Source organism: Candidatus Vicinibacter proximus (assembly GCA_016713905.1).
Classification (GTDB): domain Bacteria; phylum Bacteroidota; class Bacteroidia; order Chitinophagales; family Saprospiraceae; genus Vicinibacter; species Vicinibacter proximus.
The window spans coordinates 1,199,546-1,216,888 of the sequence record JADJOE010000003.1 but is presented as its reverse complement, the minus strand read 5'-3'; the positions used below and the strand labels follow the sequence as shown (position 1 = coordinate 1,216,888).

The 17,343-nt window shown below is 33.5% G+C and carries 12 protein-coding genes; 9 read left to right on the top strand and 3 right to left on the bottom strand.

Going from position 1 to position 17,343, the window contains the following annotated elements; all coding sequences use genetic code 11:
• Nucleotides 1-90: 90 nt before the first annotated feature.
• From IPJ83_13370 to gldC, 6 genes are all read left to right on the top strand, one after another.
• On the top strand, nt 91-1,512 hold the full coding sequence (locus IPJ83_13370) for a Glu/Leu/Phe/Val dehydrogenase (protein MBK7881539.1): 1,422 nt from the start codon (nt 91-93) through the stop codon (nt 1,510-1,512).
• A 160-nt stretch (nt 1,513-1,672) separates the two neighbouring features.
• Nucleotides 1,673-2,146 carry an Lrp/AsnC family transcriptional regulator gene (locus IPJ83_13365; protein MBK7881538.1) on the top strand — a complete coding sequence of 158 codons (474 nt, stop codon included), beginning with the start codon at nt 1,673-1,675 and terminating at the stop codon, nt 2,144-2,146.
• Between the two features lie 33 nt (nt 2,147-2,179).
• Nucleotides 2,180-2,986: a TraB/GumN family protein gene (locus tag IPJ83_13360; GenBank protein MBK7881537.1), complete on the top strand. Its 807-nt coding sequence runs from the start codon at nt 2,180-2,182 to the stop codon at nt 2,984-2,986.
• A gap of 31 nt (nt 2,987-3,017) precedes the next feature.
• Complete coding sequence (locus IPJ83_13355) at nt 3,018-5,369, top strand: TonB-dependent receptor (protein MBK7881536.1); 2,352 nt, start codon at nt 3,018-3,020, stop codon at nt 5,367-5,369.
• Nucleotides 5,366-6,301, top strand: coding sequence for a DUF4249 domain-containing protein (locus IPJ83_13350; GenBank protein MBK7881535.1), 936 nt, complete (start codon nt 5,366-5,368; stop codon nt 6,299-6,301). The genes IPJ83_13355 and IPJ83_13350 overlap by 4 nt, the downstream gene beginning before the upstream one ends.
• 2 nt (nt 6,302-6,303) lie before the next feature.
• Complete coding sequence (gldC, locus tag IPJ83_13345; protein ID MBK7881534.1) at nt 6,304-6,645, top strand: gliding motility protein GldC; 342 nt, start codon at nt 6,304-6,306, stop codon at nt 6,643-6,645.
• A 1,363-nt stretch (nt 6,646-8,008) separates the two neighbouring features.
• Here the strand turns inward: gldC and IPJ83_13340 are convergent.
• From IPJ83_13340 to IPJ83_13330, 3 genes are read right to left on the bottom strand one after another with little or no spacing between them, the layout of a single operon-like run.
• Nucleotides 8,009-8,563 (bottom strand): NTP transferase domain-containing protein, encoded by a 555-nt coding sequence (locus tag IPJ83_13340; GenBank protein MBK7881533.1) that lies wholly within the window; start codon nt 8,561-8,563, stop codon nt 8,009-8,011.
• Between the two features lie 16 nt (nt 8,564-8,579).
• On the bottom strand, nt 8,580-9,431 hold the full coding sequence (gene fdhD, locus IPJ83_13335; GenBank protein MBK7881532.1) for a formate dehydrogenase accessory sulfurtransferase FdhD: 852 nt from the start codon (nt 9,429-9,431) through the stop codon (nt 8,580-8,582).
• A 1-nt stretch (nt 9,432) separates the two neighbouring features.
• Entirely contained in the window at nt 9,433-9,816 is a 384-nt protein-coding gene (locus IPJ83_13330) for a hypothetical protein (protein ID MBK7881531.1), read from the bottom strand.
• Between the two features lie 375 nt (nt 9,817-10,191).
• On the opposite strand from IPJ83_13330, the gene IPJ83_13325 reads away from it, so the two are divergent.
• Genes IPJ83_13325 through IPJ83_13315 form a run of 3 tightly spaced genes read left to right on the top strand, consistent with a single transcriptional unit; the run spans nt 10,192 to nt 17,322 of the window.
• Complete coding sequence (locus IPJ83_13325; GenBank protein ID MBK7881530.1) at nt 10,192-11,199, top strand: PorP/SprF family type IX secretion system membrane protein; 1,008 nt, start codon at nt 10,192-10,194, stop codon at nt 11,197-11,199.
• A gap of 17 nt (nt 11,200-11,216) precedes the next feature.
• Nucleotides 11,217-13,682 (top strand): PD40 domain-containing protein, encoded by a 2,466-nt coding sequence (locus IPJ83_13320; GenBank protein ID MBK7881529.1) that lies wholly within the window; start codon nt 11,217-11,219, stop codon nt 13,680-13,682.
• A 25-nt stretch (nt 13,683-13,707) separates the two neighbouring features.
• The gene (locus tag IPJ83_13315; GenBank protein ID MBK7881528.1) at nt 13,708-17,322 is read left to right on the top strand and encodes a gliding motility-associated C-terminal domain-containing protein; all 3,615 of its coding nucleotides are present in this window, start codon (nt 13,708-13,710) and stop codon (nt 17,320-17,322) included.
• Nucleotides 17,323-17,343: the final 21 nt, after the last annotated feature.

Sequence of the window (17,343 nt, the reverse complement as noted above, 5' to 3'; positions counted from 1 at the left end):
TTGGAGTTATTTTTATTATCTTTTCTGGGATAATTATTTTTCTAATTGTACTTGATAGAAAGCTTAGTAAACTTGAAAATAGAATAAATCATGAGTGATATTTCAGCAAATTCTTTTTTAGATAGCGTTAATAGAAATTTTGACCGTGCTGCCGGCTTTACCAATATTCCAAAAGGAATATTGGCTCAGATTCGTGCCTGCAATGCTGTTTATGAGATTCGTTTTCCTGTGAGAATTGGGGATGAAATCCAAGTAATAGAGGCATATAGGGCACAGCATAGCCATCACCGATTGCCTACCAAAGGTGGGATTCGTTATAGTCAGCATGTCAATAAGGATGAAGTGGAGGCTCTAGCAGCCTTGATGACATATAAATGTGCTATTGTTGATGTGCCTTTTGGTGGCGCAAAGGGTGGGGTCAAAATCAATCCATGGCAGTACACAGAGGATCAGTTGGAACGTATAACGAGAAGGTATACTACTGAATTAATCAAGAAAAATTTTATTGGTCCTGGAATTGATGTTCCTGCTCCTGATTATGGTACAGGACCTCGTGAAATGGCTTGGATTTTAGATACTTATGTCACTTTTAAAGGAGGTGAAATTGATGCTTCTGGCTGTGTTACAGGAAAACCTGTCAACCAAAACGGAATAAGGGGAAGAAACGAAGCCACAGGAAGGGGGGTTTTTTATGGTTTGAGAGAACTTTGTGAGACAGAAGAAGCGATGACCAAGTTAGGCCTTACCAAAGGTTTGAATGGCAAGACAGTTGTGATCCAGGGAATGGGGAATGTAGGGTCATTTTCAGGAATTATAATGCAAGAAGAAGGAGGGGTAAAGGTAATTGGTGTCGCTGAATATGAGGGATCCATTCATGATCCAAATGGAATTGATATTAAAAAATTATTAGAGTTCCGGAAAGAAACCGGTTCTATTTTAAACTTTCCAGGAACAAGTACTTTAGAACGCAGAGATTCTGCTTTAGAGCTTGAATGTGACATTTTAATTCCTGCGGCGCTAGAGAGCCAAATTACTATAGAAAATGCCTCAAGAATCAAAGCCAAAATAATTGGCGAAGCTGCCAATGGTCCAGTAACTGCAGATGCGGAAGAGGAATTAGTAAAACGAGGAATTTTGATTGTTCCCGATATGTACTTAAATGCAGGTGGTGTTACAGTATCATACTTTGAATGGTTAAAAAATCTTTCACATATGCGTTTTGGAAGGATGGAGAAGCGCTTTGATTCCAATCTATATTCAAAGCTAGTAGAAACTGTTGAAAATCTTTCCGGTAAGACTATAAGTGCAAAAGAAAAACAATTCCTCACTCATGGAGCTGATGAAATTGATTTGGTAAGATCTGGCCTTGAAGAGACTATGGTTACCTCTTTTCAACAGATTTGGGAAGTTTATAGCAGTAGGCCAAATATTGGCAGCTTAAGAAATGCGGCTTTCGTTGTTGCGCTTGAAAAGATCTCAAATGATTATGCCAATCTTGGCATTTTTCCTTAGATCTTTTTATTTCTTATTTATTTATTTTTAGCCAATGTTTGACTTAAAACGTTAAAGCTAATTGTTAATATTTCTTTAATTTAAAGGTTTTTCAAAATAATATTCTACTTTAGCATCGTTATTAAGATGATTTCAGTGAAATATTCTAAAGATTGTTACAATGGTGGAAAAACTTGATAAAATAGATGTAAAGATCCTCAATTTACTTCAGGAGAATAGTAAAATTACTAACCTGGAGTTGTCAAAAAAAATTGGATTATCTCCCGCTCCGACTTTGGAAAGAGTAAAGAAGTTGGAACAGACTGGTGTAATTGAAAGTTATCATGCCAAGATCAACCCTCAGAAAGTGGACTTGTCTATTAGTACTTTTGTTCTTGTTAATGTGAAGTGGAGCAAAGAAAATGCATTGGCAAGTTTTATCGAACGGGTAAAGAGTATTAATGAAATAATTGAATGTTTTGTGATAACCGGGGATGCTGACATATTAATGAAGGTGGTTTGTAAGGATATGCAAAGTTATGAGGCATTACTATTTAAAAAACTGTCTCAAATTGAAGAGGTCGAAAGACTAAAAACATTAATGAATTTATCCATTATAAAGGAAAATCATCTTCTTCCTATCGAAATTGAATAAGTATTTTATTTTTAGTTTTCACGAACTCTAAATATGACTTCCAAACACTCTTTACTTTGGGAGTTCAATCATAAAGAATCAGGTTCGGGTTATCTGTTTGGTTCAATTCATATTAATAATGAATTGGTGCAATCTATTTTTACCCAGATCAAACCATATATAATCACCGCTGATATTGTTGCAGCTGAAATACACCTTGATGAAGTAGACCAAAGTTTTCCAGAAAAATATTTTAATCTTCCAGAAGGTGATTCATATCAAAAACATTGGTCCAGGACAAGAATGATTAAGTATGAATTCTTAATCAAAAAAATTCTTGGAGTGTCATTGCGTGCACATGAACACTTAAACCCAATAATACTTTTCAATTTGTTGTCCTTAAAGATGATTCAGGGCAATCTAAGTTCATCAAATTTTGATGAAATGATATGGACGTATTCAAAAGGTATAGGAAAGGGAATGTTTGGTCTGGAGAGTTTAAATTATCATTTTGAACATTTGCAAAAGGTGACCATTAAAGACCAATTCAAAATGTTAAATAAGGCCTTTAGGAATTCCAAAATGTGGAGAAGGCAATTATTAAATATGGTTGAGTTATATAAGCATCAGGAAACTGTTAAATTATATCATTCAACGAAACGGCAACTCGGTTCATTACGCAGACCATTTTTATATGAGAGGAATTTTACTTTAGTAAACGCATTGGATAAATTGGTTAAAAGTGGACGCGTTTTTGCTTCAGTCGGAGTAGCTCATTTTGATGGACAATTTGGGATGCTAAAGTTATTGAAGGATAAAAACTATAAGTTAAATCCAATAATTCTTGAACAAACCATGTAGGTATTGGTTTAATTACCATATCTGCTCGTTCATGTATAGAATATTTTTACTATTATTTTTTTTTAGTTTATTGTATACTTCACATGCTCAAAAAAAGTATACAATAAATGGATACATAACTGAAAAATCAACAGGAGAATCGCTTGTTGGAGCAAATCTTTATTTAAAGAAGAATCCTACAGTTGGTGCAATTTCTAACAATTATGGATTTTACTCCATAACTTTAAGTGAGGGATATTATGAGTTTGTTTTTTCTTATACAGGTTACAATAATGTTGAATTTTCACTTGAATTGAATGCAGATACAACCATTCATGTAAAACTTAATCAAGGTATTTTAATGGATGAAATTGTTATTACATCTGATGAACTAAAGAAAAATGTTGAGAGTAATGAGATGGGTACTATAGATTTGGATGTAGAGAGTATTAAAAGACTCCCCGCGCTGTTAGGAGAAATTGATGCACTTAAAGCTTTGCAGCTTTTACCCGGAGTATCCTCTGCAACAGAAGGTACAGCAGGATTATATGTAAGAGGAGGCGGTCCAGATCAAAATCTTGTTTTATTGGATGAAGCAGTAGTTTATAATACTGGTCACTTACTTGGTTTTTTTAGCGTTTTTAATTCAGATGCAATTAGAAATACAAAATTAATAAAGGGAAGTATGCCAGCCGAATATGGAAGCAGAATTTCTTCTGTTATAGATGTACAAATGAAAGAAGGTAATGATGAGAATTACAGCATTGAAGGAGGGATTGGATTAATTTCTTCAAGAATAACAGCGCAAGGGCCTGTTCAAAAAAATAAAAGTTCATTTATCGTTTCAGCTAGAAGAACATATGCTTTAGACCTTGCACAACCATTTATTAATCAAACTAGTTATGCTGGAACAAATTATTATTTTTATGATTTGAACACCAAAATTAATTTTCGTATTTCTGAAAAAGACAGATTATATTTAAGTGGATACTTTGGAAGAGATGTTTTTAAATTTAATAGTGGGGATAGAGCATTCTCTGTTGAGTTGCCGTATGGAAACGCTACCAGCACACTTCGATGGAATCGTATAATTAAAGAAAACTTGTTTGCAAATGTTTCCTTTATTTATAACGATTATAATTTTCAATTAAAGGGTGGGCAGGAAGAATTTCAAGTTAGATTAAATTCTGGGGTTAAAGATTTTTCTTTTAAAACTGACTTTGATTTTTATCCAAATCCGACACACCATGTGAAATATGGGCTAAGGCACACCTACCATCAGCTTACTCCTAATATTGTAAATGCTACAAATGGTGAAGTTGATTTTGTTTCAAACCTTAAAAAGAAATATGCACATGAGGCAGAAATTTATGTCTCTGATGATTGGAAATTCAATTCTGGATTAAGCCTAAATTATGGAATACGTCTTTCTGCATTTGTTTTTATGGGGCCATATTTTAGTTCTTCTCGTAATATTAATTTTAGTAAAGGGCAAGTAGTAAAGACTTATTTTGTTCCAGAACCTAGAATTGTTTTTAATAAAAAATTGGATGCAAATTCTTCCCTAAAAGGTGGATTCACGATTGCAAGTCAGTATTTGCATTTGGTAAGCAATTCAGGAAGCACTTTGCCTACTGATATTTGGGTCCCAAGCACAGAAGTTGTCAAGCCTCAAATAGGATTGCAGTATGCTTTAGGTTATTTCAAGAATATTTTTAACGACCATATTGAAACTTCAGTAGAAGTCTATTTTAAGGATTTGAGAAATCAAATTGACTATAGGGAGAGCTATGTAGAAATGTTTTCAGCAGAAGTTGAAAATGAATTTGTTTACGGGAAGGGGCGTGCTTACGGTATTGAGTTTTTTCTTAGAAAAAAGAAGGGGAGATTAAATGGTTGGATTGGTTATACCTTGTCCAAAACTGAAAGGTGGTATGATGGTATTGAGAATGGTCGCGTTTATCCGGCAGTCTTTGACAGGCCGCATGATTTGGTAATTGTAGGCAGTTACCAAATAAATAAAAATTGGCAACTTTCATCTAATTTTATCTACGCAACAGGTAGAGCTTACACGCCGATTCAAAGTTTATTTATCATAAACGGTCGTCCAAATGTAGAATATGGACCAAGAAATAGTTCTCGATTAGATGATTACCATAGACTGGATTTATCCATTACTTATGATAACAGAGCTAATCATAAAAAGCAGTTTTACAGTAGTTGGGTTTTTTCAATTTATAATATTTACAACAGAAAGAACCCATTTTTCTTGTATACTGATTTGAACTCAAATATTTTAACTGGAAATGCTAAAGCTAGGGCTGTAAAGGTTTCCATATTTACATTGATTCCTTCAATTGTTTGGAATTTTTATTGGGATAATACTAAAAGAGAATTGAGATGAGAACGCTTCATTTTTTATTGATTTTGATAGGGCTTATTGCAGTTTTATTAACTTCGTGTGAAGAGGAATATATTCCCATAACCAATACTGATCTGCAAAAAATTGTTGTGGAGGCTTATATTGAAAAGTCTGAAGAAGGAATACCTCCATACGTTATCTTAACAAAATCCTTACCTTTCTATACAGATTTCGGATTAAATATTTTAGATCAGCTATTTATTCATGATGCGAAAGTCTTTATAAACACTAATAATCAAAAGGTAGAATTACAAGAAATATGCCTTAATGAAGTGCCGGCTGAGCTTCGTGAATCTTTAGCAAAACGATTTGGCTTAAACCTAGATAGTGTATCTGTAAATTTTTGTGTGTATGTTGATATTCAGGGGCTTTTGCAAATCTCTGAGGGAATTGAATATAGACTTAATGTATATGCTGATAATGATTCAGTAATGTCAACAGGAGTCATACCTCCCCTTGTTCCAATAGATTCCATTTGGTTTGAAGACGTACCGGGAAAACCTCTTGATAGTTTTTTGCAATTATTTTGTAAAATTGTAGATAGACCAGTAGAAAAGGATTATTACAGATATTTCACAGCAGGGGAGGGTGAAGCATTAATACCTAACTTTAGTTCAGTCACAGATGATTACTTTTTTAATGGGCAATCCTTCAAGTTTATTTTACAAAAAGCCAGTGCTCCCGGCGAAGATTTCAATGAAACAACTGGGTATTTCAGAAAGGGTGATAGTATTGAAATCAAATGGTGTGTTATAGATAAAAGTCAGTTTGATTTCTGGAATACATTGGAGGTCAGTCGTACACGTCAGGGCCCCTTTTCTTCTTATGTCAGAATTGATGGAAATATTTCCAACGGCCTTGGTATCTTTGGAGTCCAAAATTGCAAATATTATAAAATGGTAGTTCCAAATTAAACATGGCAAAGAAGTCTGAAATCATCATTAGGGTAACCCTAGACCAAGAAAACATACCATCAGAAATAGAATGGAGTGCAGAGGATTCAGGGGGAGGTGCACTTTCTTCAGCTAAGGGAATCTTGCTATCAATTTTTGAGAAAGATAGCTTGGATACACTCAAACTAGATCTATGGACCAAGGAAATGCAAGTTGTAGAAATGGATAGATTTATGTTTCAAACGTTAAATGCTCTCCGAGACACTTATCTTAAATCTACCAACAATCAACAATTAGCCGACGATTTTAAGCAATTTGTGCAATATTTTGGTGAAAAAACAGAAATTATACCTCCTGGTAATTAGACTATTTTAATGCTGTCGGAAGCAAATCGTAATAAAATTATTTTTAGATTAACAGCATTTTGGGGGTTAGTTGAATCTGGCTTGGGAGGTATATTGCATGCATTCAAATTACCATTCTCAGGAATTATTTTGAATGGTCTTTCAGTTAGTATTTTGACCTTTATTTTTTTTTATTCTAGAATCCCTCGCAAAACCATAATCGTCAGTTTATTTCAGGTAGCAATAATAAAACTCTTATTAAGTCCCCATACCCCTCCAACAGCCTATTTGGCTATTTTCTTTCAAGCATTGATATCTATTTTTGTTTATTCTATATTTTCTATAAATTGGTTTTCTATCTTTCTTGTTACCACGATATCCTTTCTGGAATCGGCTTTTCAGAAAGTACTAATTCTTACTATTATTTATGGCATGAATTTATGGGAAGCTCTGAACATCTTTATTAATAAAACACTTTCAAGTATTTTTAGTCTGGAGGTAGTTAATGGAAGTTTTTACTTGGTATCTCTATATTTTGCGATTTATTCAATTTCTGCCTTTTTTATTTCGATTTTTATCTTTCGTTTATGGAAAAATAATAGGAATGTAACCGATTCTGATTTGATTGAACTTCAGGAGGTAAGCGCAAATCATGAGGAGCCGGTTAATTATTCCTCTAAGATTAAAAAGTATTATTTTGTTTTTATAATATTTTTCATTTTGTCTGTTTTTACTTATTTCATTCCAGAGCACAAGAGTATATATTTTTATATTGGATACCTCCTAAGGACAGTATTAGTTATTATTTTGTGGTTTATAGTGATTATTCCAATAGTAAATCAATTGATTTCATATTTCTTGAATAAAAAATTAGTTAGCCAACAATCTGAAATAGATAAGTTTATAGACTTTATACCAAAGTTGAAGAATCATCTATTTTATATTTGGAATGAATCAATTGGTTTGCCTTCTTATAAGAGGTTGCTTAGACTGATCAAAAGAGCTTTCGTTATAGTTATTTATTCCAAATAGCTTTAATTTCTTAATACTTGTTTTTTACTAGTTTATGGCATTTTACTAATTCTGCTTATTTTTGCATAATATTTTCTATTCCCATTTAGAATATCTTCCAATCTTTGATTTTATGCGTGCGCTCCTGCATGAGTCCATCTAGGTAGAAGTCCTGCCAGTTGGATACATTCAAATAAAGTTCCGCCGATGGTTGGCCATGGGATTCACTTATTAAACTACCGTTTAGTACTTTGTGATCGTAATGAAGATTATTAATTAATGGGAACAGCTATTCAGATTTAGAATTAAACCTTTTAATACGAAACCGCAAATCAAAAAATGGATTGAATATATTTGTTATAGAAAATTGAGTTTATGCTGAATTCAATTCATTATTTTGATAATCTAATAATTCCTGTCCAGTGTTAATGCCTTTAAAATTTATTTGCCTTTCAATCAAATTTATTTCATTTTTTAACAAAACATCTAAGGCAGATTTTCTTCCAAATTGTAACTCATCAATAAGCGGTTTGAAAATATTTGGTTCATAAATTGTAAATAATGGAAAGGGTAAATTGTTTTCATAGTTTTTATAACATGTGGCCATTTTATTTTCATTTCTTAATGTTAGTAATGTCAAGAGATCTTGTTTATTCAAATATACAAGGTCACAAGCTACTACAAATAAAGGGGTAAATGGAAATATTTTAATGCCAGAAACAATACCCGCTAAAGGCCCCTGATTTATTTCATTATCATGAATTGTATTTTCTATTTTATATTTATTTTTTTGATCAAGGGTGCAAGAAATGAAGACATCAGAGCAAAAGGTCCGAAGAATATTATTCCAGTATTGAAAGATTGGTTGATTATCCTTCTCGATTATCATTTTGTCTTTACCAAGCCTTGAACTTAAACCACCACACAATACAATGCCAGTCATTTTATTCGGATTCTAATCTAAAATATCCTGAGTAAATATTCATTTTATTACTTTTTAGAAAGCCTATCAAAGTTATTCCTTGACTTTCTGCTAATTCGATGGCAAGAGAGCTTGGAGCACCAACCGAACAAATTACGGGGATTCCCATACACATTGCTTTTTGAATTAGTTCGAAACTTGCTCGACCCGAAAGTATTAAAATGTGATCAGACATTGGAAGCAATTGGTTCTCAAGGCACCAACCAGCTACTTTGTCTAAGGCATTATGGCGTCCAACATCTTCTGCGAAGTAAATTAATTCATTTTTTAAATTGAAAATTCCACATGCATGTATGCCTCCTGTTAGGTGAAACAGAATTTGTTCTTTTTTTAAAAGCTCAGGAAGCTTTCCTAAGGTGGATGGATTTATCGAGCGCTCCAGTTTCTTGGGAATATAGTGACAACTTGTGATGGCAAGATCTATGGCTGTTTTCCCACATACGCCACAACTGGAAGTTGTATAAAAGTGCCGATTCAAATTTAGAATTCTATGATTCAAATTTGGTTTTAGCTCTAATATTATAGATTGATTGGTAATTTCTAGGTCGGAGCAATTCATTCTATGGTCTATAGAAATCACGTCGTCTTTGGAATCAATAATACCTTCATTGAAAAGAAATCCAAGACAGAGTTTTTCGTCAAGTCCGGGAGTTCTCATCGTAATTGAAATAGTCTTAAAAATAGTTTTCTTGTCTATTTTTAGTCGTATAATTATTTCTAAAGGTTCTTCGGCAACAACTTTGTCTAACCTTTGGATTGTTTTACCATCTTCCCAACAAATTATTTCTTTTTGATTTATTCCAGGGGAGTACATCTTAAATGGAGCTGTTAGCAAGAGGATTTGGGAAGTTTAATGACTCGTCTTCAAATTCTCTGGGTTTAAGGCATTGAAAATCTTTTTCAACCAATACAAAAAGCGCACAGTCCTTATTGATTATTAAATTTTCGCTAAAACCAACTTTTTCCGTCTGGATCCATTCATCCGCAAGCGATTGGGGAATAAAAAGTCTCAGGTGGTTATTTACATAACTTACATCTATTTTTTCATTTTTTGTCTGGATAATGGAATAGGTGAACAATTCATCACTTTTTTGGCCAAAGGGAATGGAAATGGAAACTACCTTTAATTTATTAAAACTGTCCATATCTTCCCTGCTAAGACGGAATCTAATTGAATTGGTATTTATCCTGAGTTTCATTGACTTTGTTATGATTACAAAATTAGCTAAATAAAGGTTCAAGTTAAACATAAATAACCATTGTCCCAAAAGTGCCAGAATAGTCTATTTTTTAAAACCCAGATTTTAGGTTTTATGATAGGATAGGTACTTGAGATACTCTTTAATTTATTTTTTTAAATTTATGCCTCAAATAATATATTAAATTGCAGATATACAGATGATTATATATATTAAGATTCGGTTGTATGATTTTTTTTCATATAAAAGTTTATTATATATGTGAATTATGAATAATTTTGTACCTTTGGTCAACACATTTGGTTCACCCGACCAAGGTCCCATATTTCGGATTTCCATCTTCCCTTTATTTAGAATTTTATAAACATGATTTTTATGTTGAAAAAATGTTTTTTGTGGGTATTTATGATTGGTTGGATAGGAATTCAAGCCCAGGATGTTCATTTTTCCCAATTTTATTATAACTACCATAACCTTTCACCTGCTTTAATTGGTCATTTTGATGGTGACCATCGATTGACAGTCAATTATAGAAATCAGTGGCTTTCGGTACCTGTGCCATATATGACTGTAAGTTTTTTATATGATACCAAGATTCAATTACCCAAGAATGCTGGCCAAATTAATCTTGGAATTGGATTTGACTATGACAGAGCTGGTGATTCCAGACTCAACATGAATAAGTTAGTCCCAAATATTGGGTACTCAAGGAGTTTTAGTAAACGCCATCTAGTAAACATTGGAATTAGTCCTTCTATTGCCCAAAGAAGATTTGGCAATGAGAAATTGAGATGGGATGTCCAATGGATTGGTGACAGATTTGACCCAAATGTTTCCTCACGTGAAACTTATTCCACCAGCGGAGATTTCTTTTTGGATCTAGGTACAGGTGTTTTGTATGAATTTGCTTTAACTAAAAGAACCAGATTCATGATTAACGGGAATATTTTTCATATCAATAAACCAAATCAAAGTTTTTATTCATCAAATGGAACAAAGTCCCTTTTGCCTTTTAGGTATTCCGGATCCAGTCAGTTTAATGTTGGTATTGGAGGATTTCTAGATTTAATTTTAGGAGCAAATTATCAATCACAGGCCGATTATAAGGAAATGGTAGGGTCAGGCTTGATAAGAATTTATTTAAACAGAACACCCGGCCAGGTCTTAAATGTGCTTTTAGGTTGTAATGTTAGAGTGGACGATGCCCTTATCCCTAATTTCGGTTTGGAATGGAAAAATTGGTTGATTTCCGGAAGTTATGACATGAATACCTCAGCATTTAAGTCAGCTACTAATAAGAGGGGAGGACCTGAAATTGCTGTTCAATATGTATTTAAAGGAGTAAAACCTATAGGTATTTATAAAAAGTGCCCGATTTATTAAAACTAAATAATTAGACTGTGCTCAACAAAATAATTATATTTTTCATTTTTACTTTAATTTTTGGAAGTTATTGTGAAGGACAGAATTATCCTTCATTTCAAGCTTATTGGGAGCCAATTACCAAAAATATTCAGGAAGACAATCACTATGAGGCTTATTATTTAATTAATGAAGCATTAAAATATCAGCAAAGCCAAGATACGTTAAATTTTCTTGCTGGTAAATCTGCAATGGCGTTGAATGCATATTCAAAAGCCGAATCTCATTTTAAAGCTTTGCGTAATTCTGAGTTTGAAGAACGCCATCCAGAAATTGATTTTTTGTTGGCTGAATTACAATATAGTCAAGGACGTTATACTGAATCTTTAGTTTCTTATCAGGCATATCTTGCAAAATCTGAAATTGAAGAGGGGAATCATCAATTATCTTTACATCGACTTGATCAAGTTAAATGGGCAAAAAGTCACTTGAACACTAAAGATCCATTAATTAAAATGAAAAAAATGGAAGGTGGAGTGAATACCAAGGAAAGTGAATCTGGTCCAATGCTTTCAAATGGAGAATTATATTTTTCAGGTTTAAGAACAGATCCTAAAAAGAAATCTGCTCAAAAGACTAAACCAAAAGGAAAGATATTTAAATATGATGAAAAAAATGGGGTTACAGATACGCTTGAAACTGGATTGTTGGAAAAAGATATTTTTGTTGCAAATCCTAGTTTTTCTTCTGATAGAACAAAATTCATTTACAGTCAATGTAATTACAAAGAAGGCTCAACAAATATTGAATGTGAATTGTATTTCAAAGTATTTGAGAATGGAAAGTGGAGCCGTCCAATAAAATTACCAGAAGAGGTAAATCAAAAAAACTCATCCTCTACCCAGGCAAGTTTGGTTAAAGATCCCATATCGGGACTAGATCGTTTATATTTTGCCAGTAATCGTCCTGATGGTATGGGAGGCTATGATATTTATACAGTTTTATTTAAGGATGATGGTAGCTGTTCTGCAGCAGAAAATCTGGAAATGATCAATACCCCGGGAGATGAATTTTCACCATACTATTCAGGCAGAACAAAAAGTCTTTACTTCAGTAGTAATTACCACAATGGTTTTGGAGGGCTCGATGTTTTTAAGTACAGTTGGAAAGGTAAAGATTCACTAAAAGTAATCAATCTTGGGCCATCAATAAATTCAAGTTATGACGAGTTAAGTTATAATACGGCTATTAATGAAAAAACAGCATATCTAGTTTCCAATAAGCCCGGATCAGCATATGTTGATGAGTTGTTACAGGCATGTTGTTTTGATATTTATAAAGTGAATATTACACCTGCAACTGTTGAACTTCTGGTATGGACAAAAGACGCTTTTGATTCCCTTGAATTAAATGGAGTAAAACTAAAATTGATAGATATTACTGAATCTGATAGTTTAGTAACTACCCTGAATTTTGATGATAGGGCTCAATTTAATTTTAAGTTAGTGGAAGGAAGAAATTACAAGATAGTAGCATCAAGAGAAGGTTATGAAAGTGATTCTATAAAGCTTACAACGATTGATTTGCCAAATTTTGATCCAATCAAACGAGAGATATTTTTAATTGAAAGAAAACAATTGAACGTTTCTACTTTCGAACGTACAACGAATATTTGGCTTAAAGGAGTAAAGGTTGAATTATGGGATACAGATAAGAACCAACTTTTAAAGGAGATGACGAATCCTGATAGTAATTTTTTTAATTTTGAATTATTGAAGGGTAGAAATTATAAACTTATAGCATCTAAGAAGAAATATGAATCAGATATGATTACAATTTCTGCCAAAGAAACTGCTGCAGAAAAGATTTTGAATAGAAAAATGTTTTTAGAGCTAAGTGCAATTGCTGAATTACGAAAACTCTTACCTATTAGACTCTTTTTTGATAATGATATGCCTAATCCAAGATCAGAATCTGATACTACCAATGTATTATTTTCAAAAATATACAATGATTACGTGGCAAAAAAAGGTAAATATACGTATGAATTTACGCATGTTTTGAAAGGTCCAATTAAGGAAAGAACAATTTTAGAAATTGATACATTTTTTGAATTAGGTGTAAAGGCAAACGGGGATAAACTCGAAATATTTATGGATAAGCTTCAAATTATATTAGAAGAAGGTCATGATATTGATATTTTCTTGAAGGGATACGCATCACCTCGGGCCAAATCTGATTATAATCAAAAGCTGTCCTCCAGAAGGGTAAATTCAATACGTAATGAATTTGATACTTATAACAATTCATCATTTCACCCTTTTATTAAGAGCCAGAGTTTGAAAATTAAAGAAATTCCTTTTGGAGAATCCATGTCTGGAAATGATGTTAGTGATAGTTTAGAAGACACACGTAATTCTATATATAGTTTAAAGGCAGCGTATGAGCGGCGGGTTGAAATTCTGGAAATTCTTAAGGGCGTAGATGATCAAGGAAAATTATAAGTTTAGTTGAAAGAAATCTTATTATATGAAGATGAAACATAAGTATTGGTTGCAATTTATATCCGTTCTGTTTTTCTTATGCCTTTCAGAACATGGCAATGCAAGTCATATTGTTGGCGGAGAGATGACTTACAGGTGTTTAGGAGGGAATAGGTATGAAGTAAGATTGACTTTAAGACGAGATTGCTTTAATGGAAGTCCAGAGGCGGAATTTGATGATCCTGCAAATATTGGAATTTTTGATGGTAACGGAGTTATACTGCGGGATTTGGGTAAATTTGGTGTAATCCAAATGCCTTTCAGGAAAGACGATACCTTGAATGAGATTTTGAAAACTGAATGTGAAGTTGTTGGAGGAGATGTATGTGTGCACACGACTACTTACATTGGCAATGTAACCCTCCCTTACAGAAATGGGGGGTATCAATTAGTATACCAGAGATGTTGCAGAAACAAGACAATTACCAATATAGTCGATCCTGAATTAGTTGGAGCAACTTATACTGTTATTATCACAGAAGATGCATTAAGATACTGCAATGTGAGTCCAACATTTGGTGAATGGCCAGCGGTATATATTTGTGGAGACCGACCAATTTTATTTAACCATTCAGCCAAAGACATTGAAGGGGATTCTCTGGTTTATTCATTATGTATACCTTATTCAGGAGCGGATACTGCAAATTCAAAACCATCTACCCCCAAAAAACCACCATATACTCCGGTGACTTACAAAGCCCCGTATGGACTTTTTAATCTTCTTGGTGGATTTCCTGAACTTACAATTGATAGAAATACTGGTTTGCTAAAAGGACAACCAAATCTCATTGGTCAGTATTTGGTTGGTGTTTGTATAAGCGAATACCGGAATGGTCGTCTTCTTTCTCAACTAAGAAGAGATTTTCAATACAATGTACGAATATGTACCACTAACCCTGTATCTAATTTTGATGCAGATAACAAAGTTTTGTGCACGGAAGACAGAAAAGTTAATTTTACCAGTAAGAGCGTAAATGCTAAGGATTATACCTGGTTTTTTGATTACCCTTCACCTTTATACACTTCCAAAGACTCCATTACAAGTTTTACTTATTTAGGGCCTGGTAAATATCGTGTTGCATTAATTGCAAAACGTGCGAAAGATTGTATTGATACCAGTTATCAGGATATTTTAGTCTATGATTCTACTCAGTTTGATGCAAGATTTGATTTGAGTTTTGGCTCATGTGATGATTCTATTAATATTCTTATTAAGGATAGATCGTTTGATTCTTTATTAAATATTAAAAATTATTCGTGGGAAGTTGAGATTGGTTCTAAAACTTATAATTCTTCACAAATGGATCCCAAATTCACATTTGTAGATACGGGTCAGGCTCACATCAGACTCCGAATAGAATCAGCCGGTGGTTGCGTAGATTCTTTATCCAAAGATTTTTATTTAAACCGGTTAAAGCCAGAGTTTATTGGTGATGTTGTACCAATTTGCATCGGTGAATCCACTGCATTAATTTCCAATCCGGATTCGCGATTTAAGTATACTTGGTCACCGCCACTTGGGCTAAGTTGTGATGACTGCCCAAATCCAATAGCCAAGCCTGATAGCACAATAACTTATTTTGTAACAGTCACGGATGGCCAATGTGAGGAATCAGATACGATCACAGTTAAAGTGGCAAAACTGCTCGATATCGATATTCAAGGAGACACAATTATTTGTCAGGATTTAATTAATTTGAAAGCTAATGGAGGGGTTGAATCGACTGTCGAATGGTCAGACAAAAATGATTTTTCGAATATCTTAAAGAATGGTGACTTTGATTTTTCTACCGTTGTAACTGGGAGATCTACTTTCTATGTTAGAGCCAAGTCTGGTGCCAATTGCCCAGGCTCTGATAGTATATCAGTTCGAAATGAAAAGATAATAACCGATGTACCTAATCAATCCTATAAATTTTGTGAGCAAGATACTTTCGAATTGACACTTAATAATTCCAGGCCTGAACATCAATTAATTTATGTGTGGACACCAAATACATATGTGGTTTCCGGTCAAGGAACTAATAAAATTAAAGGGTACGTTCCCGCATGCGAAGATCAAAGATTTGTGATAAATGTAGAAAATCAATTTAGATGCAGGGCGATGGATACAATCGATGTAGACATCAGGTGTAAGCCAAGAGTGAACTTTAAAGTAGATAAAAATTGTGATAATACTTTGGTGAGTTTTATTAATGAAAGTGATCAGGGACAGTATACATGGGAGTTTGGGGATAATAGTACCAGTTCAGATATTAATCCTGTACATAATTATAAAGACACAGGTAGTTACATTGTTACACTCAGAGTTAAGGGAGAATGTAACAATGAAATTACAAAATTTATAAATGTTGGTTTCATCAAAGTAAATCTCAACGATACAATTTTAAGTTGCAATGGGGATTCAGTTCACATAAACCCTGACCCTGACCTAAATTATAATTACCATTGGACACCTTCAGATAATCTGAATAATCCAAATAGTCCGAATCCATTAGCCAAGGTAAATTCTACAAAAACATATACGGTAAGAGTTACAGATCCCAATGTGGCCGATTGTTATATAGAAAGGAATGTTACGGTTTTTGTGCCACCGCTTATTAATTTGCGGGTGAACCATGATACTGTATTGTGCTATAGTGATACCATACTACTACAGGCCTATACAGATGGAGGTATTTCTGCAAAGGTTGAATGGCTAAATGAGGTAGGTCAATTTATTGGCGACGGTTACAAGCTTGTAAGAAGTTTTTCAGACTCTCAGTATATTCGTGCATACGCAACCGATCTTTACGGTTGTACGGATGTTGATTCCTTTAAAGTAATACCTGTAAAAACTTTGTATGAAATTATTGGTAAGAAAAATTTGTGTCCTGGTGCAGATGGCTTTGTTGAATTTATTCCAAAGAGTAACCACACATATAAATACAGTTGGAGCCCTTCAAGATTCATCGTTTCTGGAGAGCAAAGTGATCGTATTTTAGTTAAGCCTTCCGATACTACAATTTTTTATGTTGATTTTGAAAATGAGTATGGTTGCAGATATCAGGATAGTTTTCAAGTCAACATCAGTAAATTCGATCCGCCCTTAGATGCTTATGCAGATGACGATACCATATATCTTGGGCAATCCACTGTACTGCATGTCAATGGCGATTTTTCAGGGTATCGTTGGGTGAACCCGCAAGGGTTGAGTTGTATAGAATGCACTGACCCTATAGCTACACCTGAAGTATCCACTCTTTACAAGGTCACTGCAATAAATGATGATGGTTGTCCTGGAGAAGCTGAGGTAAGGGTAATTGTGATTCGACCAAATTGTGATGAGACGGATGTGTTTATTTCAAATATTTTTTCACCAAATGGGGATAATAATAATGATGAATTTAGAATCAGGAGTAACTTCCTTGATCAAGTTGAATTATATGTATATGATCGTTGGGGTGAAAAAATCTTTGAAACCAAAGACAAGAATTTGTGGTGGGACGGAACTTATAAAGGTGGGGAACTGCCTCCTGATGTATATGGATACTATTTTAAAGTAGTATGTGTTGATGGTCAAACTTATTTTAAAAAGGGAAATGTTACACTAATCAGGTAGTATAAAAACAAATTTTTTTTA